The 23,259-nt window shown below is 62.7% G+C and carries 22 protein-coding genes; 13 read left to right on the top strand and 9 right to left on the bottom strand.

What is annotated here, in order from left to right; translation table 11 throughout:
* The first annotated feature begins 93 nt into the window (after nt 1–93).
* Both ACWFSR_RS12825 and ACWFSR_RS12820 read left to right on the top strand, forming a co-directional pair.
* The gene (locus ACWFSR_RS12825; protein WP_197106597.1) at nt 94–1,227 is read left to right on the top strand and encodes a carbohydrate ABC transporter permease; all 1,134 of its coding nucleotides are present in this window, start codon (nt 94–96) and stop codon (nt 1,225–1,227) included.
* A complete protein-coding gene (locus ACWFSR_RS12820) occupies nt 1,224–2,192 on the top strand; it encodes a carbohydrate ABC transporter permease (RefSeq protein ID WP_197106596.1) in 969 nt (322 codons plus the stop codon). Before ACWFSR_RS12825 ends, ACWFSR_RS12820 begins: the two co-directional genes overlap by 4 nt.
* A gap of 42 nt (nt 2,193–2,234) precedes the next feature.
* Here ACWFSR_RS12820 and ACWFSR_RS12815 read toward each other — a convergent pair whose 3' ends face one another.
* Nucleotides 2,235–3,113, bottom strand: a complete 879-nt coding sequence (locus tag ACWFSR_RS12815) for an EamA family transporter (protein ID WP_447522541.1) — start codon at nt 3,111–3,113, stop codon at nt 2,235–2,237.
* 62 nt (nt 3,114–3,175) lie between these two features.
* On the opposite strand from ACWFSR_RS12815, the gene recQ reads away from it, so the two are divergent.
* Nucleotides 3,176–5,254, top strand: coding sequence for a DNA helicase RecQ (gene recQ, locus ACWFSR_RS12810; RefSeq protein WP_197106594.1), 2,079 nt, complete (start codon nt 3,176–3,178; stop codon nt 5,252–5,254).
* Here the strand turns inward: recQ and ACWFSR_RS12805 are convergent.
* Together ACWFSR_RS12805 and ACWFSR_RS12800 are read right to left on the bottom strand one after the other, a co-directional pair.
* Complete coding sequence (locus ACWFSR_RS12805; protein WP_197106593.1) at nt 5,251–6,612, bottom strand: HAMP domain-containing sensor histidine kinase; 1,362 nt, start codon at nt 6,610–6,612, stop codon at nt 5,251–5,253. The genes recQ and ACWFSR_RS12805 overlap by 4 nt on opposite strands.
* On the bottom strand, nt 6,609–7,301 hold the full coding sequence (locus ACWFSR_RS12800; protein WP_447522540.1) for a response regulator transcription factor: 693 nt from the start codon (nt 7,299–7,301) through the stop codon (nt 6,609–6,611). Before ACWFSR_RS12800 ends, ACWFSR_RS12805 begins: the two co-directional genes overlap by 4 nt.
* Before the next feature lie 118 nt (nt 7,302–7,419).
* Between ACWFSR_RS12800 and ACWFSR_RS12795 the strand changes: the two genes are divergently transcribed.
* The 8 genes from ACWFSR_RS12795 (at nt 7,420) to ACWFSR_RS12760 (ending at nt 15,134) form a co-directional block, all read left to right on the top strand.
* Complete coding sequence (locus ACWFSR_RS12795) at nt 7,420–8,109, top strand: DUF2202 domain-containing protein (protein WP_197106591.1); 690 nt, start codon at nt 7,420–7,422, stop codon at nt 8,107–8,109.
* A 96-nt stretch (nt 8,110–8,205) separates the two neighbouring features.
* Nucleotides 8,206–8,700, top strand: a complete 495-nt coding sequence (locus ACWFSR_RS12790) for a helix-turn-helix domain-containing protein (protein WP_197109388.1) — start codon at nt 8,206–8,208, stop codon at nt 8,698–8,700.
* Between the two features lie 38 nt (nt 8,701–8,738).
* Nucleotides 8,739–9,692: a siderophore-interacting protein gene (locus tag ACWFSR_RS12785; protein WP_447522539.1), complete on the top strand. Its 954-nt coding sequence runs from the start codon at nt 8,739–8,741 to the stop codon at nt 9,690–9,692.
* Between the two features lie 21 nt (nt 9,693–9,713).
* Complete coding sequence (locus ACWFSR_RS12780) at nt 9,714–10,751, top strand: FecCD family ABC transporter permease (RefSeq protein WP_197106588.1); 1,038 nt, start codon at nt 9,714–9,716, stop codon at nt 10,749–10,751.
* A 5-nt stretch (nt 10,752–10,756) separates the two neighbouring features.
* Nucleotides 10,757–11,797, top strand: coding sequence for a FecCD family ABC transporter permease (locus ACWFSR_RS12775; protein WP_447523450.1), 1,041 nt, complete (start codon nt 10,757–10,759; stop codon nt 11,795–11,797).
* Nucleotides 11,794–12,630 carry an ABC transporter ATP-binding protein gene (locus tag ACWFSR_RS12770; RefSeq protein WP_447522538.1) on the top strand — a complete coding sequence of 279 codons (837 nt, stop codon included), beginning with the start codon at nt 11,794–11,796 and terminating at the stop codon, nt 12,628–12,630. Before ACWFSR_RS12775 ends, ACWFSR_RS12770 begins: the two co-directional genes overlap by 4 nt.
* A gap of 133 nt (nt 12,631–12,763) precedes the next feature.
* Nucleotides 12,764–13,774: an iron-siderophore ABC transporter substrate-binding protein gene (locus ACWFSR_RS12765; RefSeq protein ID WP_447522537.1), complete on the top strand. Its 1,011-nt coding sequence runs from the start codon at nt 12,764–12,766 to the stop codon at nt 13,772–13,774.
* A 292-nt stretch (nt 13,775–14,066) separates the two neighbouring features.
* Complete coding sequence (locus tag ACWFSR_RS12760; RefSeq protein WP_447522536.1) at nt 14,067–15,134, top strand: ABC transporter substrate-binding protein; 1,068 nt, start codon at nt 14,067–14,069, stop codon at nt 15,132–15,134.
* Nucleotides 15,135–15,214: 80 nt separating this feature from the next.
* Here the strand turns inward: ACWFSR_RS12760 and trxA are convergent, their stop codons facing one another.
* Nucleotides 15,215–15,616 carry a thioredoxin gene (trxA, locus tag ACWFSR_RS12755; protein WP_197106585.1) on the bottom strand — a complete coding sequence of 134 codons (402 nt, stop codon included), beginning with the start codon at nt 15,614–15,616 and terminating at the stop codon, nt 15,215–15,217.
* 230 nt (nt 15,617–15,846) lie between these two features.
* Between trxA and ACWFSR_RS12750 the strand changes: the two genes are divergently transcribed.
* On the top strand, nt 15,847–17,973 hold the full coding sequence (locus ACWFSR_RS12750; RefSeq protein ID WP_447522535.1) for an acyl-CoA dehydrogenase family protein: 2,127 nt from the start codon (nt 15,847–15,849) through the stop codon (nt 17,971–17,973).
* Nucleotides 17,974–18,048: 75 nt separating this feature from the next.
* Here the strand turns inward: ACWFSR_RS12750 and ACWFSR_RS12745 are convergent, their stop codons facing one another.
* The 3 genes from ACWFSR_RS12745 to ACWFSR_RS12735 form a co-directional block, all read right to left on the bottom strand.
* Nucleotides 18,049–19,695 carry a DHA2 family efflux MFS transporter permease subunit gene (locus tag ACWFSR_RS12745; protein WP_447522534.1) on the bottom strand — a complete coding sequence of 549 codons (1,647 nt, stop codon included), beginning with the start codon at nt 19,693–19,695 and terminating at the stop codon, nt 18,049–18,051.
* Nucleotides 19,692–20,489, bottom strand: a complete 798-nt coding sequence (locus tag ACWFSR_RS12740) for a tryptophan-rich sensory protein (protein WP_197123005.1) — start codon at nt 20,487–20,489, stop codon at nt 19,692–19,694. The genes ACWFSR_RS12745 and ACWFSR_RS12740 overlap by 4 nt, the downstream gene beginning before the upstream one ends.
* 110 nt (nt 20,490–20,599) lie before the next feature.
* The gene (locus ACWFSR_RS12735; protein WP_255528431.1) at nt 20,600–20,734 is read right to left on the bottom strand and encodes a hypothetical protein; all 135 of its coding nucleotides are present in this window, start codon (nt 20,732–20,734) and stop codon (nt 20,600–20,602) included.
* 58 nt (nt 20,735–20,792) lie between these two features.
* Between ACWFSR_RS12735 and ypfJ the strand changes: the two genes are divergently transcribed.
* The gene (ypfJ, locus tag ACWFSR_RS12730; RefSeq protein WP_447522533.1) at nt 20,793–21,659 is read left to right on the top strand and encodes a KPN_02809 family neutral zinc metallopeptidase; all 867 of its coding nucleotides are present in this window, start codon (nt 20,793–20,795) and stop codon (nt 21,657–21,659) included.
* Between the two features lie 26 nt (nt 21,660–21,685).
* Here the strand turns inward: ypfJ and ACWFSR_RS12725 are convergent, their stop codons facing one another.
* Both ACWFSR_RS12725 and ACWFSR_RS12720 read right to left on the bottom strand, forming a co-directional pair.
* A complete protein-coding gene (locus tag ACWFSR_RS12725) occupies nt 21,686–22,717 on the bottom strand; it encodes a formylglycine-generating enzyme family protein (RefSeq protein ID WP_447522532.1) in 1,032 nt (343 codons plus the stop codon).
* A 39-nt stretch (nt 22,718–22,756) separates the two neighbouring features.
* Nucleotides 22,757–23,167, bottom strand: coding sequence for a hypothetical protein (locus ACWFSR_RS12720; RefSeq protein WP_447522531.1), 411 nt, complete (start codon nt 23,165–23,167; stop codon nt 22,757–22,759).
* Nucleotides 23,168–23,259: the final 92 nt, after the last annotated feature.

The raw sequence follows: 23,259 nt of genomic DNA, 5'->3' as shown, positions 1-23,259 counted from the left end.
TTTTCTCCCACTCGGGCCGACTCCTCGGTAGAGTCGAAACAGCAGCAATGCCAGTGAAGTGAAGAGTCCAGTGATGCACTCGAAAGGTCGCTAATGTCAGCTTTTCTCGCGTGGATTTCCACGCTTCCCGCTCTCGCTCAAATACCGCTTGTGCTCCTGGCATTCTTCGCGGTGATCGCCCTGCTGATCTTCTTCATTGAGATCGCTCCACGCAGTGGCCGCAAGTACACGATCATCCGCGCCGTGGCGTGTGTGCTCATCCCCACCCTCATCTTCTTAGCGCTGGGTTCGGTGTACTGGGCAGCCGGCGCAGCAGCCGTCTTCGGGGGGCTCTTCTTTCTCCTCGACTACCGCTCTAAGCAGGGTGCTGGCTACCTCTTCCAGCTCGTCGGCTTCATGAGCCCGGCGATTTTCTTGCTCGCTATCGGTCTCATCTACCCGACGATTCAGACCACGATCCAGGCCTTCATGAACAGCCGCGGAACACGTTTCGTTGGCCTCGAAAACTTCATCTGGATCTTCACTCAAGACACCGGCATCCGCACCGTTCTCAACACCGTCGTGTGGGTGCTGATTGTTCCCACGGTTTCTACGATTTTCGGCCTCGCCTATGCGGTCTTCATTGACAAGTCGCGCGGCGAGAAAGTGTTCAAAGTGCTCGTCTTCATGCCGATGGCTATCTCGTTCGTGGGCGCGAGCATCATCTGGCGCTTCGTGTACGCGGTGCGCCCGGCCGACCAAGAGCAGATCGGTTTGCTCAACCAGATTGTGGTCTGGATGGGCGGGCAACCGGTCGACTGGATCTCGAACTCTCCGTGGAACACCTTCTTTCTCATCGTCGTGCTGATCTGGATCCAGACCGGTTTCGCGATGGTGATTCTCTCGGCCGCGATCAAGGGTGTTCCCGCCGAGCAGCTTGAGGCTGCGGAACTCGACGGAACGAACGCGTGGCAGAGCTTTATCAATGTGACCGTGCCGGGCATCCGCAGCTCACTGGTTGTTGTGCTCACCACGATCTCGATTGCCTCGCTGAAAGTCTTCGACATTGTGCGCACGATGACTGCCGGCGCGAACGAAACGAGTGTGATCGCGAACGAAATGTACTCGCAGTGGCAAGGCTTTGAGGTCGGCAGGTCTGCCGCCTTCGCGGTCGTGCTGTTCGTGATGGTGCTGCCGATTGTTGTGTACAACGCGAGACAGATTGCTAAGCAGAGGGAGATCCGATGACCGCGACAGTGCCCGCGAAGCTTCCACTCGGCAAGAAAACCAAGAAGCAACTGGCCCGGGGCGAAAAGCAGTCAGCCGCCAAGCGCACCAAGAAACGCCTCACGAGCCGTGGCGCGACGATCGCCGCGCTGGTAATCGCGGTGTTGTGGACGACGCCAACCTTCGGGCTCTTCGTCTCATCGCTGCGGCCGCCCGAGGAAATTCTGCGCAACGGTTGGTGGACGATCTTCCAGAACCCTGGCTTCACGCTCAACAACTACACCGAGGTATTGGCGGCGGGAAACAGCACGCTCAACCTCGCTGGCGCCTTCATCAACTCGATCGCCATTACCTTGCCGGCCACGATTTTCCCGCTCGTCATTGCGAGCCTGGCGGCCTACGCCTTCGCCTGGATCAAGTTCCCCGGCCGCAACTGGATGTTCATCGGCGTTTTCGCGCTGCAGATCGTTCCCCTGCAGATGGCGCTTGTTCCGCTGCTGAGCCTGTTCTCCCGGGGACTTTCGATCGGTGACATCGAAATCTTCTCGAGTCTCAACGCCTCCAACTCGTATTCGCAGGTCTGGATTGCGCACACGATCTTCGCGCTGCCTCTGGCCATCTTCTTGCTGCACAACTTCGTCTCCGAGATTCCTTCCGAGCTCATCGAAGCGGCGAGAGTGGATGGCGCGGGGCACGGCCAAGTCTTCTTCCGCATCGTGCTTCCGCTCACGATGCCGGCCATTGCGTCGTTCGCGATCTTCCAATTCTTGTGGGTCTGGAACGACCTCCTCGTGGCGCTGGTGTTTGCCGACGGACGAGTAGCGCCCATGACGAAACTCTTGGCAGAGATCACCGGTAGCCGGGGTCAAGACTGGAACCTGCTCACCGCCGGTGCCTTCATCTCGATCCTCGTGCCGCTCATCGTGTTCTTCGCGCTGCAGCGCTACTTCGTGCGCGGACTGCTCGCCGGTTCGACGAAGGGATAGCGCCAGTCGCACGGACGAGCGCGCCAACGTCTCGGTGAGGCACTAGCCGCCGACCACGAGCAGGACGCTCGCGGTGATGCCCAACGCAATGCCCAGGTATTGCACGGGCGCAATTCGCTCACGCAAAACGATGGCCGCGAGCAGCACCGTGCCCGCCGGGTAAAGGGCGGTAAGCACGGCAATGACCGAGAGGTCGCCGATGCGCACTCCCGTGATGATCGCCATGTTGGCGATCACGTCGAGGGTGCCGCCGATCATGGCGAAATAGAGTCCGCGACGCCAGAGGGACGAGCGGGCGGGGGCTGATGCTCCGGCTCGTTTGCGCTTGGCCAACGCCGCCATCACAAAGAACAGCGAGAACATGAGGAGCGCGTTGACGACGCGGTTTCCCACGACCGGGATGATGCCAGAGTCGTCGGGGGCGGCATCCAAGATCACAAAGAACAGCCCGATCGCACTGCCCGCACCAACCGCCATGAGCAGTGCCTTGGCACTCGGTCGCACAGCACCCTTTTCGGGAACGAACCCGACGAGCACGACGGCAATGAGCGCGATCGGGATCGCGACGAACCCAAACGCCCCGAGAGATTCTCCACGCAGCAAGCCGACCGTCACGGGGACGATTGCCGACATGACCGCGGTCACGGGCGAGAGGATGCTCATCGGCCCGATCGCGAGGCAGGCGTAGAGCAGGCCGATTGCCACCGCGCTATTGACGCCAGCGATCGCGCCGTAGAGCACGGCCTCGGTTGACCACACGTTCGAGACGAACGGGAAGATCAGCAGCAGCACAGCGAGGCCGGCAACGGCACCGACCGCGGTGGCCAAAATGGGGCTAATTCGCTTGGCTGCGATACCGCCGAAAAAGTCTGCGGCGCCGAATGTGAGCGCGCTAGAAAGCCCAAGAAATACGGTGAACATGGCGCCTGTCGCTATGGGGACTAATCATGCCAATGGTAGTGGCTGCGCCTAGACTTCTCGGCATGGTGTCTGCCCAGTCTGTTCTTGAGTCCACGTTCGGTTACGACTCGTTCCGGGGGCAGCAAGGCGAAATCATCGACACCATCGTCGGCGGTGGTGATGCGCTTGTTCTCATGCCTACCGGTGGCGGCAAGTCGCTGTGTTATCAAATCCCCGCACTTGTTCGTGAGGGCACCGGCGTTGTTATTTCCCCGCTGATCGCTTTGATGCAAGATCAAGTGGATGCCCTGGCCGCCGTTGGCGCCCGTGCAGAGTTTCTCAACTCCACCCAGTCCGCCGACGAGCGCACTCGCGTCGAAAACGCGTACCGGGCTGGTGAGCTGGATCTTCTCTACCTCGCGCCCGAGCGCCTCCGCGTCTCGTCCACCGTGTCACTTCTCAAGCAGGGCCAGATCGGGCTCTTCGCCATCGACGAGGCGCACTGTGTGTCGCAGTGGGGCCACGACTTTCGCCCCGACTACCTGCAGCTCGATGTGTTGCATGACCTGTGGCCGAGCGTCCCGCGCATTGCGCTGACCGCGACCGCGACTGAGGCCACGCGCAAAGAGATCGCCCAGCGACTGAAGCTCGCTGACGCTACGCAGTATGTTTCTAGTTTTGACCGGCCCAACATCCAGTACCGCATTGAATCCAAGGCGCAGCCGCTGCAGCAATTGCTCACGCTGCTGAACACCGAGCACTCGGGCGACGCCGGCATCGTGTACTGCTTGTCTCGCGCCTCGGTCGAGAAGACGGCGCAGTTCTTGGTGGAGAACGGTATCCCCGCGTTGCCGTACCACGCGGGTCTCGACTCGCGAGTGCGCGCCAGCAACCAGAGCCGCTTCTTGCGCGAAGAGGGCATGGTGATGGTTGCGACGATCGCGTTCGGCATGGGCATCGACAAGCCTGATGTGCGTTTTGTCGCTCATCTCGACCTACCCAAGAGCGTCGAGGGTTACTACCAAGAGACCGGTCGTGCCGGTCGTGACGGTCTGCCCGCGACGGCATGGCTCGCCTACGGACTGCAGGATGTCATGCAGCAGCGCCGCATGATCGATCAGTCGGGTGGCGACCTGGCCCACCGTCGCAACCTGAGCGCGCACCTCGATGCGATGCTCGCGCTCTGCGAAACCGTGGAATGTCGCCGCGTGCAGCTGCTCGGTTACTTCGGTCAAGAGTCGACCGCGTGCGGCAATTGCGACACCTGCCTGTCTCCGCCCGAGTCATGGGATGGCACTGTCGCGGCCCAAAAGCTGATGTCCACCATTGTGCGGTTGGAGCGCGAGCGCAACCAGAAGTTTGGCGCCGGCCATCTGGTCGACATCCTCATCGGCAAGACCACGCCACGCGTGACGCAGCAACGTCACGACGATCTGGCCACGTTCGGAATCGGTTCGGATGTCTCGGAGCAAGACTGGCGCTCGGTCGTGCGGCAGTTGCTCGCGCAGTCATTGCTCACGGTGCAGGGGGAGTACGGCACGCTCGCGATCACGCCCGAGAGCGCCTCGGTGCTGAGCGGCGGGCGCACGGTGAAACTGCGCAAGGAAGCGCCTCGCAAGGCTCGTGGTTCCGGTGCAGCGGGCGGTGCGGCGAAGCGCAAGGTTATGACCGACCTGCCCGCCTCGGCAACCGATCTGTTTGAGAATTTGCGCACCTGGCGTTCGGGAGTCGCGCGCGACAACGGTGTGCCCGCGTACGTCGTGTTCGCGGATGCCACCCTGCGCGGCATTGCCGTCACCAAACCAGAGTCGTTGGCTGAGCTGTCGGAAATCAGCGGTGTGGGCGAGAAGAAACTCGAGACGTATGGCGCTGCGGTGCTTGCGGTCGTTGCGGGGGAGTCGCCGGAAGCCGCTGTTGCGCCACCGGTGGCGGCTGCCGCTTCGCCCGCCTTTGCCGCGGCGCCTGCTGTCAGCGCGTCGACTTCCGCGCCGTCACGCCAATCTCGCCCCGCGGCATCTCGCCCAGCGGCATCCAAGTTGGCTCCTTCACGACCGGCTCAGCGCCAAGCGCCCGCCCCGGCAGCATCCGTTCCCGGCGACGAAAACGACATCCCGTTCTACTCGGATGATGACGCCCCCTATGACGGGCCGCCTGAGTTTTAGGCAGTTGCGAGGGGGAGCCGGATGATGATCCGGGTTCCCTCTCCGACAGCAGACTCGACTTCGGCGCTGCCTCCGTGCTGGTCGACAACCTCGCGCACGACCGCGAGACCGATACCGGAACCGGAGATGTCGCGGGCTGCGGTGCCCCGCCAGAGCCGATCGAAAACGTAGGGCAGATCGTCCACGGGGATGCCGGGGCCGGTATCAGAAATCGTGAGTACCGCATCGTCGCCCTGCACGGCCAGCGCAACCGTCAGTGAGTCGTCGTCGCGGCAATAGCGCACAGCATTGGCGATAACGTTGCCGACCGCCTGATGAAGCCGGTCGGCATCGCCCTGCACAAACACTGGCTCGGGAAGATTGGTGATGACGTGAAGCCCGGCCGCTCGAAGTTGGGCGTCATGCAGCGCTACCTCTTCCTGGGAAATCTGAGCCAGATCCACACGGCTCTCGTGGGGCAGAGCCCCGGCGGTTTCGGCGGCAGCTAGTTCGGCCAGGTCGGCGACGATGCGACCGAGCCGCAACGACTGATCGTGCAGTGCAGCAAGTCGTTCAGCATCGGGAACGACCAAGCCATCGCGAAGCTCTTCGAGACCTGCTTGAAGCGCAGCAAGCGGGGTGCGCAATTCGTGAGCGACATCGGCGGTGAGATTGCGACGGTCGCGTTCAGAGCGCGCAACCTCGTCGGCCATCCCGTTGAACGCGACGGCGAGTTCTCCGAGCTCGCCGGGCGCGCGGCCATCTACTCGTGACGTGCGATCTCCCGCAGTGAATGCGCGGGCAGCATCCGTCACCCGGTGCAACGGGCCAACAAGAAAACGGGTGACAACCCAGCTTGCCGTGAACGCGATAGCAAGCGCGGCGAAGGCGGCGATCACAATCCACGCCCACGCTATGTCGAGCACGCGGGACGAGCTGGCCGTCGATAAAGCCACTCGCACGGTACCGACGACCGCATCGTCGACTGTCACGTCTGCGACGCTGGCCGAGGAACTCAGTGCGCCTCCACCACCGGGCGAGTTTTCATTAGGAATGCCGCTTGAGACAACCGTTGTGCCCGCCAAATCGAGGATCACGAGTCGAGCGGATGCTGCTTCGCCGATGCGCACGGCGCGCGACAGATCAGCCGCATCCCAGCTTCCCGCACGCTGAAAAGATTCAGCGGCGGTGGCGGCGATGGCGTCGGCAACCTCCTGTCGATCGGCTTGTTCCCCCGCTTGCACCCCGCGGTCGACACCGATGAGGGCGGCTCCGGCCAGCACCAACACTGTGGAGATTGCGACCGCGAGAAACGCGAGGAGGATGCGTGTGCCCAAGGCTCCAAAGCCCCACAGGTTAAGCCCGGAGGTGCGCGTCATCGTCCTGCCTCATCCTTAGCGAACCCGAGGCGGTACCCCACACCGAGCACTGTTTCGACGACGTGCGTTCCCTCTGTTCCGAGCTTGCGGCGCAGGTTCTTGATGTGGGAATCGATTGTGCGCTCGTAGCCCTCATATTCGTAGCCGCGCACCCGATTCACTAACTCATAGCGTGAATAGACCCGGCCGGCGGCAGCGGCGATTGCAGACAGAAGCCCCCACTCGGTGGGGGTGAGGTCGAGCTCCACGTCATCCAACCACGCGCGATGGGAATCGTCATCGATTCGAAGGCGGCCGCTGCCGTAGGTAGTGACCTCATTCTCGGTCGTGCTGCCACCGTGGCGATTCAGTACGGCTTGGACACGCAGTACAACCTCGTGGGGGCTGAAGGGCTTCGTGACATAGTCATCGGCGCCGAGTTCGAGGCCGCGAATGCGTTCCTCGGTTGTGCTCCGAGCGGTCAAGACGATGACCGGGAGGCTGCCCAGAGTTTTGATCTCGCGAAGAAGGTCGGTTCCCTCGATATCGGGCAAGCCAAGATCGAGCAGAACGAGATCTGCCGAAGCGAACAGTTTGAATGCCTCGGCACCCGAACCGGTCGTGAGCACCGAAAATCCGGCGCGTTCAAGGTAGCGACGGAGCACCTCGCGGATGTCCCGCTCATCTTCGACGACCAGCACGGTTGGCATACCTCACCTTATTCCACGGCGCGAAAATGCAGTCTCCACACGATCTCCACACGGCTGCATCTCCCTCTGCACATCGGGAGCGCACTGTGTGCCTATACACAAGGAACAGGAGCATCACATGCGCAAGGCAACCATCATCACCACCTCAATCGTCGGCGGCGTACTCGCTGTCACTCTCGTCGCGGGAGCCAGTTTCGCTGTCGGTACCGGCCTCGGCCGTATCTCAGCCGGTGCTGGGTCAAGCCAGAGCGGCTTCTCGCACGGAAACTCGGGCCACTCAGCAGGAGAGGGGCAGGATTCATCGAACATGGAACGCGAGGGCCGGAATGGTCATGACTCGAATGACAGCTCGATGGGCGAAAATCTCACTCTCGAAAGTGGCACGCTTACGGGCGCTGAAGAAGCGACGCTCTCCCTCATGGCTGAAGAGGAAAAAGTAGCTCACGACCTGTATGTCGCATTCGGCGACCTCTATGGCGACAAGGTGTTTGACCGTGTTTCGAACTCGGAAAGTAGCCATCTTTCCGCGGTGCAAACCCTGCTCGAGCGCTACGGTCTGGCCGACCCCACCGTCGGACAACCCGTCGGCGAATTCGAGTCCGAGAGCATGCAGGAGCTCTACGACTCATTGCTCGCCCAGGGATCGGTTAGCCGCGATGACGCCTACGAGGCGGCTCGCACCGTCGAAAAGACCGACATCCGTGACCTGGCGGCAGCCGCGGATGAGTTCACGGCACCTGACGTTATCGCTGTGTTCGAACGGTTGCTCGCCGCATCCGAAAAGCACCTGGCTGCGTTCGGCGGTTGATGTCGGGAGGCTGGCGGGCTACCGGCGGCGAGGTGGCGTGCCTTTGGCGCGTTACTGGCGTAGCCCGCATCCACCGCATCGTGGAGTATTGGTCACATGAACGAGACACGCATAGTTGATCTGCGCCGTGAGCGCGGCTGGACCCAAGAGAAGCTCGCCACTGAGTGTGGTGTCGGCATCCGCACCATCCAACGGTTAGAAGCGGGGAGTGACGCCAGCCTCGAAACGCTGTCGCTGGTCGCGGATGCACTCGGGGTGCCGGTTCGGGATCTCTTCGCCAGCATCGAGAGCGATGAGTTGAGCGGCCGGGTCGATTCATTCGAGTCGCGCGCTCAGGATCAGCAGTCGTCACGCAAACGGGTGGCAGGTGCTTGGGTGTGGCTATTCGTCGGTGTGGGCGTGGTGATCAGCATGTTCAGCTTTGCGATCAATACGCAGTTGTCGAGCATGGGTTTCGTCGCCTATTGGCTCGGTGGCAGTCTCATTTTCATTGCTCTGAAGCGACTTGTTCTCGAGCCATATCTCCAACGCACATTCCCGCTGTCGCGCAGCAAAGGTGACCGCCGACTGCAGAAGAGCCGCGAGATCTGACCCTTTTCGCTTCAGGTTAGGTATGCCATACTTAGGCAATGCTTACCTTGGAGCGCGAGATCGCGAAGGACGCCCGCCCGGGCTATCGACCATTCGCTGCCCGCGTGGAAAGCATCCGCGAACTTTCGCCTCACTTTAAGCGGGTTACCTTCGCGGGCGCTGAGTTTGAGACCTTCGGCACTGATGGTTTCGACCAGCGCATCAAGATCGTTTTTCCGCTGCCGGGCATCGGCCTGAGCGACATCGGCGCGAACGATCCGCAGACCATCGCCGATGGCACCTGGTACGCCCGCTGGCGTGCGCTGCCCGACGAGGCGCGCAACCCGTTCCGCACGTACACGATCCGTGCCGTGCGTCCCGAGCTCCGCGAGATCGACGTCGACGTGGTCTTCCACGGTGCTAACGGCCCCGCCGGGCAGTGGCTTTCGAACGCAGCAGCCGGTGACGAAGTCATCATTGTCGGGCCCGACGCCGCGAGCATCCACTCGGGCATAGGCATCGACTGGCACCCCGGCCCCGCCCGCACCGCTCTTCTCGCCGGTGACGAAACCTCAGCGCCCGCTATCTGCAGCATCCTCGAACGCCTCGACTCCAGCGTTCAGGCTCACGCTTTCATCGAGATTCCGGATGCCGCAGACCAGCCGCCGCTGAACCTTCCGAGCAACTGCCACGTCACGTGGCTACCGCGGGGCACGCAGCCCGCAGGTTCCGTGCTCGACCCCGCCGTCCGGGCGTGGACGCAAGCCAACGCCTCACTCGTGTTGCCTGCGCTCTCGCCGGCCGCGCAACCACTCGGTGATATCGATGTCGATACCGAGCTCCTCTGGGATTCGCCGGGCGAAGCATCCGGAACGCACTTCTACGCGTGGCTTGCCGCGGAGGCCTGCGTCATCAAAATGCTGCGCCGTTTTCTCGTGAGCGAGACGGGCGTTGACCGCAAGCAGGTTGCGTTCATGGGGTACTGGCGTCTCGGCAAGTCCGAAGCGCAGTAGCTCGCACCACCGCCCCCGACCATGACCCAGACTGCCTCGGCTTCGCGCGCACGACTGAGCCTCCGCACCCAGCGCTGGCTCACTCTCGGCTCAGCTCTTGGTTTGCTCGCGATTGTGCTCGTGCTGAGTCTCGCGCTCGGCGCTCGCGGCGTCGAGTTTTCACAAATTGGGCAAGCACTCTTCGACCCGGAGGCAGGCAACAACGACCAGCTCGTGATTCGTGAACTGCGCTTGCCGCGCACGATCGTCGGCTTGCTCGCCGGGCTCTCTCTCGGAGTCGCAGGAGCCGTCATGCAGGGCGTCACCCGCAACCCGCTCGCCGACCCCGGGCTGCTCGGCGTCAACGCCGGTGCCTCGCTCGCGGTCGTCTTCGCGATCAGTGTTCTCTCGATCACGAATCCCACCGGCTACATCTGGTTCGCCTTCGCCGGAGCCGCGGGCGCTGCCGCCATCGTCTACGCGATCGGCTCTCTGGGCCGCGAAGGTGCCACCCCGGTCAAGCTCGTGCTCGCCGGAACCGCCGTCACCGCCGGCATCACCTCCGTGATTTCCCTGGTTTTGATCTCCGACACCGACACCCTCAACACCTTCCGCTTCTGGTCCGTCGGGTCGCTCGCCAGCCGCGACCTCGAAGCCGTGCGCCTCACGATCGGTTTCGTTGTCGCCGGTGCACTCCTCGCGATCATTTCGGGGCGGATGCTCAACCTTGTCGCCCTCGGAGATGACCTCGCTCGCGGCCTCGGCCAGCGGGTCTATGTTGCGCGTGCCGTTGCTGCCGGAGCCATCGTTCTCCTGTGCGGCTCCGCCACCGCGCTTGCCGGCCCCATCGTCTTCGTCGGTCTCGTTGTGCCCCACATCGTGCGCCCCTTCACTGGCCCCGACTACCGCTGGATCATCGCTGTCTCCGCCGTCGTCGGCCCCAGCCTGCTTCTGATCGCCGACATCGTGGGCCGTCTCGTGGTCGCGCCTTCCGAGCTCGAGGCGGGGCTCGTCGTCGCCGTCATCGGTGCGCCGGTCATGATCGCCCTCGTGCGCCGAGTGAAGTTGGCCGGGCTGTGACCGCCATGCGGGGCGCAACCGTGAGCGCCAGCCGAGCCTCTCGAGTCCCGTTGACGGCCCGTACTCTCCGCATCACCATCGGGCTCATCGTTGCCGCAGTGGCGCTTGCTCTCGTCAGTATTGCCGTTGGGGCATATACGCTCACGCTGCCCGATCTGCTCGCAACTCTCTTCGGCGGCGGCACCTCATCCGACCAGTTCATTGTCTTCAAGTTGCGGCTACCGCGCGTGCTGCTTGCCATCTTGGTGGCGATCGCGTTCGGCCTCGCGGGGGCTCTCTTCCAAAGCCTCCTGCGCAATGCGTTGGCGAGTCCCGACATCATCGGCATCAGCGGTGGAGCCAGCGTCGCCGCCGTGCTGAGCTTGCTTGTGTTCGGCGCGACAGGCCTCATCGTCTCGCTCTCCGCGCTCGTTGGTGCGCTTCTCGTCGCGTTCACGATCTACTTGCTCTCGTGGCGCTCGGGCATGAACGGCATGCGCTTCGTGCTCATCGGCGTCGGTATCGCGTTCATGGCGCAATCCGTGCTCGGGTACCTCATCACGCGCGGTGATGTGCGCGATGCGCAACAAGCTCTCGTCTGGATGGTGGGCGGGCTTGGCGGTGCCAGCTGGGACGACATCCTCATCATGGTCGTCAGTCTGGCCATCTTGTTGCCCGCCGTTTTATTGCTTGCCTCCAAACTCCGGATGCTGCAGCTCGGCGATGATCTTGCTGCGGGTCTTGGGGTCTCCGTGCAACGGTCGCGGCTTGCCCTCATCGTCGTTGCCGTCGCTCTCGTCGCCATCGCGACAGCACTCGTGGGCCCCCTCGCCTTTGTCGCCTTCGTCTCCGCCCCGATCGCTCGACGCCTGGTGCGCGGGGGAGGCCTCGCGCTGGTGCCGAGCGCCTTGGTCGCGATTGTGCTCGTGCTCGGTGCCGATTTCGTCGCTCAACACTTGCTCACTGCCGGAACCCAGGTGCCGACCGGAATTGTCACCGGCATCGTGGGCGCCCCGTATCTGCTGTGGCTCATCTCCACCACCAACCGCGAAGGACGTGCCTCGTGACCCAGGCTGACGCACCCCAGAACCACGCGCCCCAACGCCCCGCGCACTCGTTGCGCGCCGACAACGTCACCCTCAACTATGGCGGCCGCGACATTGTGTCGAACTTGAGCGTGGAGATCCCCGACGGCAAGGTCACCGTGATTGTGGGCGCCAACGCCTGCGGCAAGTCGACGCTGCTGCGCGGGCTGTCACGGTTGCTGCGACCGGCTTCGGGTCACGTGATGCTCGATGGGCGCGACATCCATTCGGTGCCGTCGAAAGAGATCGCTCAAGTGGTGGGCATTTTGCCTCAGTCGCCAATCGCGCCGGAGGGCATCACCGTTCGCGACCTCGTGGCTCGCGGACGCTACCCGCATCAGGGCTGGTTTCAGCAGTGGTCGGCGGCGGATGAAGCGGCTGTCGAGCACGCGCTCGAAGCGACCGACACGGCCCAGTTGGCGTCGCGGCGCATCGAGGAGCTCTCGGGTGGGCAGCGCCAGCGGGTGTGGATCGCGATGGCTCTGAGCCAGGATCCCGACATTCTGCTGCTCGACGAGCCCACCACGTTCCTCGACGTGCGCCACCAGCTTGATGCGCTCGACGTTCTCGCTGATCTCAATCGTGAACGTGGCACCACGATCGTGATGGTGCTGCACGAACTCACTCTTGCCGCCCGCTACGCCGACCATATGATCCTCATGTGCGAGGGGCAGATCATCGCCGAGGGAACACCTTCCGAGGTTGTTACAGCAGAGCGGATGCGGGAGGCGTTTGGGCTCGAGGCTCAGATCATGGCCGATCCGGTTTCTGGCTCACCGATGGTCATCCCGCTGGGGCGTCGCTCGGGGCGCTAGTGGCACTGTCGTCGGACGCCGGCGCCGCCTGTGCCCCAGCGCCCTGCCGGCATGTTCGCCCGCACGCTGCTTGCGCAACTCACTAAGGTAAGCCTATCCTTACTGTGCACCTATCGTCCGATCGAGGAGATCAATGTCACGCCGTTCCCGCCTTGCAGCCTTCGCTGCGGCCACCGCCGCTCTCATCGCGTTGAGCGGTTGCGCCGCCTCAACGTCCGAAGGTGAAACGGATGCGCCCGCGGCATCCGACGCATTCCCTGTCACGATCGAGCACGCCTTCGGTGAAACAGTCATTGAGAGCGAACCGCAGCGCGTCCTCACCCTGGGGTGGGGCAGCGGCGACGCGGTTCTCGCTCTCGGCGTCGTGCCGGTGGGCATGGAAGCCCAGAACTACGGTGGCGACGAGAACGGCGTTCTGCCGTGGGCGGCGGATGCTCTCGCCGAGATGGGCGCAGAGACCCCGCTCATCTTCCCCGCGACCACGGATGCTCCCGCTTATGAGCAAATCGCCGAAGCCGCTCCTGACTTGATCCTCGCAACCTACTCCGGAATCACCGAGGAGCAGTACGACCTCCTCAGCGAGATCGCACCCGTCGTTGCGTACCCCGAGCTGCCGTGGTCGACTCCGTGGCGCGACGTCATCAGCATCACGGGCAGCGCCCTCGGCAAGACTGCTGCCGCGGATGACGTGCTCGCCAACATCGACGCTCTCGTCGCCGAGAAGGCGGCCGAGCATCCCGAGTTCGAAGGCAAGACCGTTGCGGCCACCTTCGACGTGGGCGGAACTTTCTACGTCTACAAGCCCGCCGACCCCCGCGTGGAGTTCTTGCTCGACCTCGGTCTCGAGAACGCGCCCGCCGTCGACGCTCTCTCGAATGGCGACTCCACGTTCTTCTATACGCTCAGCTACGAGAAGCTCGATGAGCTCGACAGCGATCTGTTGATCGCCTATGCCGAGACCGAAGAAGTCGGCGACATCTTCGCCTCGCAGCCTTACGCGCAGAGCATCCCGGCTGTCGCCAACGGTGGCCTCGTTGCCGTCAATGGCGCATCGCTCGTCGCTTCGGTATCGCCTCCCACGGCGCTCTCGCTGCCCTGGGGAATCGACAGCTTCGTGGATGCAATCGCTGGCGCGCTGAAATAACGAATCACCACGCGAATCACCACGCGAATCACCTCTCGAAAGCGGCCACAGACGTCAACGTCAGTGGCCGCTTTTGTGTCGCCCGGGGTGCCCGACCATCTGCGCTTTCGGGTGCGGTGGGCCCGGACACCCTTGTGTGCGACCTCGCTATCGCCATGAGCTGATAGCTAGATAGGCAATTCGACCACCCCTGGATAACGATCAGGCCAAACTTTGGGACCAGAAGGGCAGGTAGGCGCCTCGCTCGTTACCGTGAAGTGAGAAATTGCTCACTTTTTGTTAGGGGATGCAGATGTCTACAGCGTTGAGAAGAACCGTGTCCATCGCGGCGGTAGGAGTAACGGCGCTCCTGCTGCTCGGCGCCTGCAGCCCGCCCGCAGAGCCCGAACCTACGGCCGCACCTGCGGGTGGACCCGCTCCCACGGAGACGGCCACGCCCGCGTTCCCCACTACGGTCGTACACTCTGGGGGCGAAACCACGCTCGAAGTTGCCCCAGAACGCATCTTCACTTTCGGCGCTCAGCAGACGCATTCGCTTCTAGCGCTGGGTATCGCGCCGGTCGCCTCCGGCGGCGGCTCGCTTGGTCCTTGGCGGGAGGAAGCGATCGGCTCGCTCGGCGCCGGCGGGGTGCCGACCATCGATCCTCTCGACGGTGACACTCTTGCCGATGTGGAAGCAGTCTCGCCAGACGTCATCGTCACGGGGCTGCCTTCTCATCCGTTCGACATGGATCCGACGTCATGGCTTGCCTTTTATGATGCTCTCCCTGACGTAGCGCCCACTATCCGCCCAGCACTGTCAGCCCTCGACTCTCCCGAATTCAGCTCCTCGAACTCGTGGCGCGAAACCCTCCTCCAGATGGGGCAGATTGTTGGTCACGTGCCTGAGGCTGAGGCTCACCTAGCGTCTATCGACGATTCGTTGGCGGCGCACGCTGCGGCGCATCCTGAGTTCGCAGGAAAGACCATCGCGGTCATCTCGCCGCAAGGAGGCTCTGTTGCCTACAGTAAATCGAACACTGCGGTCGCGGCTCTCCTCGAGCAACTTGGTTTCACTTACTCCGATGACTCAACTGTCGCCTACAACTCAGAATCGGACAACGGCAAGGTGTACTACTTGTGGGCCGACGATGTTGAACAGCTTGACACCGATGTGCTGATTTATATCGGGGACCCGGTCGGTGCGCCCTATTGGGTGACGTTCGTTGAAGCCAGTGCTACGGGGGCTGACGGGGTCATTCACTATCCGGGATTCCTCGATGAGCCGACTCTGGGCATGATCGCGCCCACTGCGCTCACCGTGCCGTGGGCAGTTGATGCCTTCGTGGCAGATCTGGCTGCGTCGATTGGTGCTCCGTAGGCGGCCTTAGTTCACGCGCAGAAAAGGCCCCGCCGACATCGCGTCGGCGGGGCCTTTGTGGTCTGCGGTGGTGCTTCTGGTTAGTGAGAGTGCTCAGCCGGCGCTTCGCCAGCTTCAGCAGCAGCCTGCTGTTCAGCAACCTGCTTGTGAACCTCGACCATGTCGAGGTTCTTGGCGCCCTCAATGACCTGCTCGAGCGCAGGAGCGGGGAGTGCTCCGGGCTGCGAGAAGACGAGTACGCCTTCACGGAAAACCATGAGCGTCGGAATCGAGGTGATTCCTGCTGCGCCAGCGAGTTCCTGCTGGTCTTCGGTGTCTACCTTGCCGAACGTGATGTCCGGGTGGGCTTCGCTTGCAGCTTCATAAATGGGCCCGAACTGCTTACAGGGGCCACACCATTCGGCCCAGAAATCCACGAGGAGGATTCCGTCTTTAGTGACCGCCTGGCCAAAGTCTTCTGAGGTGAGAGTGATTGTCGACATAGTTACATCCTTTCACGGAGGCCAACAACAGCACCTGAACAAAGATTCCCGAGGTATCAGGAGCGAGATTCGCACTAGTTCCCACAACGCTACGGCGGCTGTTTTGCGGTTTTGCACAAAGGGATGCGGTGGGTCCGGCATCCACTTGGTTGACCGTGAACGAGACACTTTGCACCCGCTCGCACCAGTCGTACGTTGTGATTACCGAACTTTGACGAATCGAGATAGCCATGACCCAGGTTCACGACCACACGGCGACCGAGTCGGCGCCGGAGTCATCCACCCCCGCCAACAACGCCGCACCTTCCCCTGCTGCAGCGACGACAGATAGTGCCGCCGCTGCCCCCACCATCGATGTCGAATGGTTGGGCGAATACCTTCTGGGCAAGTGGGCGAAGGAGCGCAAAGAGTCCCGCACGCTGATGTCGAACCCTGAGTTCCACCGCGTCGACGGGCTCTCGATGCAAGACCACCGCGAGCGTGTTCTGCACCAGTTGTCGCTCCTCGTCGAGAACAAAGCTGTTCACCGGGCGTTCCCGGTTGACCTTGGCGGCAACGACGACCACGGCGGAAACATCGCCGCGTTCGAAGAGACCGTGTTGGCTGATCCGTCGCTGCAGATCAAGTCGGGCGTGCAGTGGGGACTCTTCGGTTCCGCCGTCGTCCACCTCGGCACGAAAGAGCACCACGACAAGTGGCTGCCCGACATCATGAGCCTCAAGACTCCCGGCGCGTTCGCGATGACCGAGATCGGTCACGGATCGGATGTCGCGAGCATCGCCACCACGGCGACCTACGACCCCGACACCGATGAGTTCGTCATCAACACCCCGTTCCGCGCGGCGTGGAAGGAATACCTCGGCAACGCGGCCCTGCACGGCAAGGCAGCAACTGTCTTCGCTCAGCTCATCACTAAGGACGTCAACCACGGCGTGCACGCGTTCTACGTTCCGCTGCGCGACGACAACGGCCCGCTCCCCGGAATCTCCACCGAAGACGATGGTCTCAAGGGCGGCCTGAACGGTATCGACAACGGTCGCCTTCACTTTGACCACGTTCGCGTTCCCCGCACCAACCTCCTCAACCGCTACGGCAACGTTGACGAGAACGGCGACTACGCCTCCGACATCGACAGCCCCGGTCGTCGCTTCTTCACGATGCTCGGCACGCTCGTGCAGGGTCGCGTTTCGCTCGATGGTGCCGCAGTGCTCGCGAGCAAAATGGCCCTCACGATTGCGATCAAGTACGGCGCAGAGCGTCGACAGTTCACGGCATCCAGCAACACCAACGAAGAAGTAATTCTGGACTACCAGCGTCACCAACGTCGCCTGCTGCCGCGCTTGGCTCAGACCTACGCGATGTCGTTTGCCCACGAGGAGTTCCTCGACAAGTTCGATGGCGTTTTCTCGGGTCGCACCGACACCGATGCTGACCGTCAAGACCTCGAAACTATTGCGGCCGCACTGAAGCCGCTCAGCACGTGGGCTGCGCTCGACATCCTGCAAGAGTCTCGCGAGGCTTGTGGTGGTTCTGGTTTTATGGCCGAAAACCGCCTCACGCAAATGCGCGCCGATATGGACGTCTATGTCACCTTCGAGGGCGACAACAACGTGCTGCTGCAGTTGGTTGCTAAGCGCCTGCTCACCGACTACTCGCGCAAATTTGCGGGGGCGGATGCTGGTGCCCTGGCTCACTACGTTGCCGACCAGGTCAACGAGGCTGCCGTCAACCGCACGGGTCTTCGCCGCTTCGCCCAGAACGTGGTGGACTTCGGTTCAACCGCTCGTTCGATCGGCTACGTTCGCGACACCGACTCCCAGCGCCAGCTGCTCACTGACCGTGTTGAGACGATGGTGGCGGATGTCGCGGGCAAGTTGCGTCCAGCAAGCAAGCTTCCGCAGGCTGAGGCTGCCGCTCTCTTCAACAGCCACCAGAACCAGCTCATCATGACTGCGTACGCGCATGCCGAGCTGCTCCAGTGGGAGGCGTTCACTCGCGCCATCGAGAAGATCGAAGATAAGGACACCGCTCAGGTCATGACCTGGTTGCGTGACCTCTTCGGTTTCTCGCTCATCGAGAAGAATCTCGCGTGGTACCTCATGCACGGTCGCATCTCCACGAACCGCGCGCAAGCGATCACCGACTACATCGACGACCGTCTGCTGCCGCGTCTGCGTCCGCAAGCTCTGGATCTCGTGGCCGCGTTCGGCCTGACCGACGAGTTGGTGCGCGCACCGATCGCCTCCGGCATCGAAGCTCAGCGCCAGAACGAGGCCCGCGATTACTACGCAGCGCGTCGCGCAAGCGGCGAAGAGCCCGTGCACGAAAAGGATCTCAAGCAGAAGAAGCCCCGCTAACAGCACTGATCTACAGAGAAGGCTGCCGCCCCACATAGCGTGGGGCGGCAGCCTTTGTGTATCTCTACCCGGCGGTTATTCTCGCGCGGACTCGTCAGTTGACTCTGCAGCGTAGCGTGCACCAGCGCCGTCATCGCCGGCACCCTCGGCGTCATCGTCGCCGCGGCGTCCAGCGTCGAGACGGAGGCTGGCGAGGAATCCAAACGCAAGGAAACCGGCAGCCGCGAGCGCGGAATACCGTGTCGAATCGGTGAACGCTTGGCGGGCGTCGGCTGCGGCATCCGGCGATGTTTCATCGAGGGTGCTGATGGCGGTGCCGGCAGTGTCGACGACGAGGTCCACGATCTCGCTGCGGGTTTCGGCGGGGATCTCGGCACGATCAGCGAGCTTGGCGTCGAGGCCGGTGCCGAGGCTCGCGAAGAGCACGGTGCCGAGAATGGCGATTCCGAGCGCGGAACCGACCTGGCGGGCCGTGCTCTGTGTTCCGGACCCCTGACCCGACTGGCTGAGAGGCACGTCCTTGAGCACAACGCTCGTGAGTTGGGCGGTGGCGAGACCGACTCCGAAGCCGTAGATGAAGAGGCCGGGCGCGATGTGCCACCAGGCGGCATCTGGGCTCAGGACGAACGCGACGATCAGCACCCCCACGATCTCGGCGCCGATTCCGACGCGCACGATCGTGACAGGAGTCACCTTGTTGCCGAACGCACCGGCGAAGCCGCTCGCGACGAACGAACCAATAGCGAGGGCGAGGATGACGAAACCAGTCTGCAGGGCGTCATAGCCGAGCACGTTCTGCAGCCACAGCGGTAGCGACAGGATGATGCCGAACTCTCCGAGAGAGACGATCATCGCAGCAATATTTCCGTTGCGGAACGACGGAATTTTCAGCAGTCCGAACGCGAGCATCGTCGATTTGCCAGCGCGCTCGCGAGCGAAACCCCAGCGCACAAACACGATGCCGCTCACGAGGGCGAGGGCAAAGGCGAAGGGGATGGGGGAGACGCCCCACGTCCAGAAGGTGGGAGGGGTGTCGCTGAAGAACCAGCCATAGCTGCGGCCCTCAATGAGAGCGAAGACCAGTGACGCAAACAGCACGACAGAGAGAACCGCGCCCACGACATCCACTCGTCGTTGGGCCGAGGGCTCCTTCGATTCGATCGTGAAGATCAGGATGCCGATAACGATGATGACGCCGAGCGGCACGTTGATGCCGAAGGCCCAGCGCCAGGAGTAATACGTCGTGAGCCAGCCACCGAGGAGCGGGCCGACAGCCGCCATGCCGCCGATGGTGGAGCCCCAGACGGCGAAGGCGATAGCGCGCTCGCGGCCGCGGAAGGTTGCGTTGATCGTCGAGAGTGACGACGGAAGGATCATTGCCCCGCCGACGCCCTGCACCAGGCGGGAGGCGATCAGCAGTTCGCCCGTCGCGGCAGTGGCGGCAAGGATCGAGGAGAGAGCGAAGATCGCCACACCGATGAGCAGAACCTTGCGACGACCGTAGCGGTCAGCGAGGGTGCCAAACACGAGCAGTAGTGCAGCGAAAACAAGGGTGTAGCTTTCCTGCACCCACTGCACTTGAGTGGAATTAAGGTCGAGGTCTTCGACGACGGAGGGGATGGCAACGTTAACGATCGTCGAGTCGACGATGATGAGCGCAACGGCAATGCTGATGAAGAGGAGGCCTAACCAGCGTTTGCGTGAGGCGCGTCGATCGTTCATTGAGCGGTCTGTTCAGCCCTCAGGCGTGCGGCGGTGAACACCGCGGCACTTGCGAGTACGGCGACGAGAGCAACGATCGCAGCGACCGCGGTGGGCTGCGAGATGAGGTCGCCGGTGAGGCGTCCAACGGCAACCCATGCGAGCCCCCAGCTCAGCGAAAGCGATGGCGCAAAGTGCGCGCGGCCACGGGCAGCGAGGGCGATACCGACGGCGCCAGCAACGAAGACAACAGCGACGCCCCACACATCTTGCGAGATGCCGAAGCCCGTAAAGCCGATGGCAGTGAGCCACGCGGCGATATTGGCTGCGGTGGCGACGCAGACCCAACCGAGGTAGAGACCGATGGTGCCGTCGGTGATGATGGTGTCGATTGCACCGGCAGCGGGCAGCTTGACGGTGATGAGGTAGGCCCGGATGAGCACGATGAGCAAGAGGATGATCACCGGAACACTCAGAGCGAGCATGTCGAACTGAATCGAGAGAATCCAGGCCGCATTCAACACGAGAGAGGCAGCAACCCAGTACCCCACGCGACGGTGCAGCTCGGTGCGGGTCTGTTTCGGCAGCATCTGCCACACGGCGTAGGCCACAAGGCCGAAGTAGATGATGCTCCAGATGGTGAATGCTGCACCGGCCGGGGCGATGACGGTAGCATCGGCGCTCAGCGCACCGCCTGCAACTTCCTCTACGGGGGTGCCGCCATAGGCGCCAGATCCCACGAAGGCCCCGATGAGGGCAAAGGTCGCGCTCGCAGCGACGGTGATCTGGCGGACTACATCTTTGGACTCGCGCATCACGTTCTCCTTCGGTAGGCCTTTAGCCTAGAACTCCCGTGTCGGAGTTGTCCGAAGAATCGCTGAAATGTGGGTGTCGCTCAGCTAACGCGTCCGTCGAGGTGACGCATTTAGTGCGTGAAGCCGGCGAGCAAGCTCGGAACGGCCAGGTTCACGAGCAAGATGATGCCCGTGAGCGCAACAATCGCACCCATAACGACGAGCACTGCCTTGCCGAGAACGGTGATTACGGAGATGAAATTCATTCCTCAAGGATATCTGAGTAGATCGGGATGTGGTCCCGGTGCATAGTAAATTCCCTCTATGACGTTCAACGACAATGCCCGCATCAATCCAGACAAAGTCTCCCGGCGCGGGCGCAACACCGGAATCGCGGTCGGCGGCGGCAGCACACTGCTGGTCATTGGGCTTTTAATCGCGTCTCAAGTTCTCGGCGTCGATTTGACCGGGCTTGTGGGCGGCGGTGCACCCAGCGGAGAGCAAGAACAGGGCCAAGCGCTCACGGAATGCACTACGGCAGAGGAAGCCAATAGCGGCATCGATTGCCGTATCGCCGGAGCAGCAGATTCGCTCGATACCTTTTGGGAGGGGCAGGTCGACGGCTACCGCACCACCAACGTTGTTCTTTTCACTGATCAGGTCAACACCGGATGCGGTGGCGCGACGAGCGCGACGGGGCCGTTCTATTGCCCTGCCGACGAGAAGATCTACGTCGACACCGCTTTCTACGATGACCTGCGCAGCCGGTTCGGTTCCTCCGGCGGGCCTCTGGCCGAGATGTATGTCATTGCGCATGAGTGGGGCCACCACATTCAGAATTCCACAGGAATTATGGAGGGCCTCGATCGTCAAACAACGGGCCCGTCATCCGACTCGGTGCGACTCGAGTTGCAGGCAGACTGTTTCGCGGGAGCGTGGGTGGGGGCGGCATCCACCATCACTAACGATGACGGGGTGGTCTTTCTTGACCCCGTCACGGATGCCCAAATTGCGGATGCTCTGAGCGCAGCTTCGGCTGTAGGCGACGACCGCATCCAAGAGTCGACCCAGGGTCAGGTAACTCCCGAGTCGTGGACGCACGGCTCGAGCGATAAGCGTCAGCAGTGGTTTACGACCGGGCTCAACGGCGGTCCGAGCGCGTGCAACACCTTTGAGGTGGCAACGCCCTAGCGCTCGCTCGCGAGTCGACGGGCTAGCTACAGTGCGACAGTGCGGAACCCGGCGTTACCCATCGAGGAATCGGGAGTGTTCTGCGAGCGGGCCGAGTTTCGATAGCGGTTGCAGTACGAGATGTGGCATAGGTAACTGCCGCCGCGCAGCACCCGAACGGTTTCCCCGCTGGGGCCGGCCGGGTTGTCGGTGGGCGCATCGGCGGCGAGTGTCGAATAGTAGTTCGCGTCGTACCAGTCAGAGCACCACTCCCACACGTTGCCGACGGTTTGGAAGAGTCCGTAGCCGTTGGGCTCGAAGCTGCGCACGGGCGCGGTGGTCAGGTAACCATCATCGAGAGTGTTGGTGCGGGGAAAGTCACCTTGGAAGATGTTGGCGCGCCAGCCGCCGGCATCCATTTCGTCGTCGCCCCACGGGTACTTGGTTTGGTCGAGACCGCCGCGCGAGGCGTATTCCCACTCGGCCTCGGTGGGAAGTCGTCGGCCCGCCCAGGCGCAGTATGCTTCGGCGTCGTTGAAGCTGATGTGCACGACCGGATGATCGCCCAAACCTTCGAGGGAAGAATTGCGCCCGCCGGGGTGCTGCCAGTCGGCACCAGTCACGCCGAACCACCACGGAGCTCCTGCGGCCCGCCCCATAATGTCTTCCTCGGGGGCGTCGACAGCGAGATGGAAGACTGCCGAATTTCCGAACGTTTCTGCCTCAGTGAGGTAGCCCGTGGCATCCACGAATCGTGCGAAGTCGTCGTTCGTCACACTCGTGACGTCGATGGAGAAAGCGCTCAGAGAGACTGGATGTTGCGGCAGTTCGCCATCGGCTGCGTTGCGGTCGCCTGAGGAGTCGCCCATCACGAAGGTGCCGGCGGGAATCGCAGCCTGCTCGACAGGGTGGTCGCCAGCTTCGGGAGTCAGTGGTGCGGATGCGGCGGGGGGGTCGGCGGTTACTGCTGAGGATGACGCGGGCGGTGCTGCCAGTGGCATGCCGAGAGGTGCCGCGGAACTGCGTTGGGGCGTGCAGGAGCAGCTGTCTCCGCAGCCTGAGTTTGAAGCGTCATCCATCGTTCCAGCCTACGCCGGTGGAGTTGCTTCGCCCGCGAGCTATTCGGGAGCGGGAGCGGGAGCCGCCGGGCGAGCCGTGGGGGCGAGTTGCGCAAGTTTGAGCACCGCGTAGACCGCGATGCCGCTCAGGCACATATTCACCCAGTTGATCTCGTATTCCGCTTGTGGAAAGTACTGCGCTGCGAAGGCGACAAGCCCTCGAAGCACGAGTGCCCACATGTTGATCGCGAGAAAACCTTTGCGGGCCCATTCGCTCCCGCGGCCCACTTGGATAAGCAGTAAAAGCCCGATCGCACCAGAGGTGATCAATCCGACTTCGGGATCGTCGAGGGGAAAGAAGCCCCACACAATCGCGACAACTTGGGTGGCGATCGCGACTCGCAGCCACGGAAACGTGGTCTCGTCATCCGCTGCTAGCTCCGAAGCTGATTCGGGAGTCGTGTCAGTCACGTTCGAATCTTTCCATGTGCTGACCCTGTCGACTATCTCTAGCGTCGCCCCAAGTCGAGGGGCACCGCGAGTGAGATCACACGTCGAAAACC

It is taken from the genome of Salinibacterium sp. NYA9b (genome assembly GCF_976973725.1).
This window is presented reverse-complemented; position numbering and strand designations above follow the sequence as displayed.

Bases quoted from the DNA above. Each gene is read 5' to 3' on its own strand.
- ACWFSR_RS12820 (WP_197106596.1), top strand. From the start codon at position 1,224: ATGACCGCGACAGTGCCCGCGAAGCTTCCACTCGGCAAGAAAACCAAG.
- ypfJ (WP_447522533.1), top strand. From the start codon at position 20,793: ATGACGTTCAACGACAATGCCCGCATCAATCCAGACAAAGTCTCCCGG.
- ACWFSR_RS12780 (WP_197106588.1), top strand. From the start codon at position 9,714: ATGACCCAGACTGCCTCGGCTTCGCGCGCACGACTGAGCCTCCGCACC.
- ACWFSR_RS12815 (WP_447522541.1), bottom strand. From the start codon at position 3,113: ATGTTCACCGTATTTCTTGGGCTTTCTAGCGCGCTCACATTCGGCGCC.
- ACWFSR_RS12785 (WP_447522539.1), top strand. From the start codon at position 8,739: ATGCTTACCTTGGAGCGCGAGATCGCGAAGGACGCCCGCCCGGGCTAT.
- ACWFSR_RS12725 (WP_447522532.1), bottom strand. From the start codon at position 22,717: ATGGATGACGCTTCAAACTCAGGCTGCGGAGACAGCTGCTCCTGCACG.
- ACWFSR_RS12825 (WP_197106597.1), top strand. From the start codon at position 94: ATGTCAGCTTTTCTCGCGTGGATTTCCACGCTTCCCGCTCTCGCTCAA.
- ACWFSR_RS12800 (WP_447522540.1), bottom strand. From the start codon at position 7,301: ATGCCAACCGTGCTGGTCGTCGAAGATGAGCGGGACATCCGCGAGGTG.
- ACWFSR_RS12750 (WP_447522535.1), top strand. From the start codon at position 15,847: ATGACCCAGGTTCACGACCACACGGCGACCGAGTCGGCGCCGGAGTCA.
- ACWFSR_RS12775 (WP_447523450.1), top strand. From the start codon at position 10,757: ATGCGGGGCGCAACCGTGAGCGCCAGCCGAGCCTCTCGAGTCCCGTTG.
- ACWFSR_RS12760 (WP_447522536.1), top strand. From the start codon at position 14,067: ATGTCTACAGCGTTGAGAAGAACCGTGTCCATCGCGGCGGTAGGAGTA.
- ACWFSR_RS12735 (WP_255528431.1), bottom strand. From the start codon at position 20,734: ATGAATTTCATCTCCGTAATCACCGTTCTCGGCAAGGCAGTGCTCGTC.
- ACWFSR_RS12740 (WP_197123005.1), bottom strand. From the start codon at position 20,489: ATGCGCGAGTCCAAAGATGTAGTCCGCCAGATCACCGTCGCTGCGAGC.
- ACWFSR_RS12795 (WP_197106591.1), top strand. From the start codon at position 7,420: ATGCGCAAGGCAACCATCATCACCACCTCAATCGTCGGCGGCGTACTC.
- ACWFSR_RS12805 (WP_197106593.1), bottom strand. From the start codon at position 6,612: ATGACGCGCACCTCCGGGCTTAACCTGTGGGGCTTTGGAGCCTTGGGC.
- ACWFSR_RS12790 (WP_197109388.1), top strand. From the start codon at position 8,206: ATGAACGAGACACGCATAGTTGATCTGCGCCGTGAGCGCGGCTGGACC.
- ACWFSR_RS12765 (WP_447522537.1), top strand. From the start codon at position 12,764: ATGTCACGCCGTTCCCGCCTTGCAGCCTTCGCTGCGGCCACCGCCGCT.
- trxA (WP_197106585.1), bottom strand. From the start codon at position 15,616: ATGTCGACAATCACTCTCACCTCAGAAGACTTTGGCCAGGCGGTCACT.
- ACWFSR_RS12745 (WP_447522534.1), bottom strand. From the start codon at position 19,695: ATGAACGATCGACGCGCCTCACGCAAACGCTGGTTAGGCCTCCTCTTC.
- recQ (WP_197106594.1), top strand. From the start codon at position 3,176: ATGGTGTCTGCCCAGTCTGTTCTTGAGTCCACGTTCGGTTACGACTCG.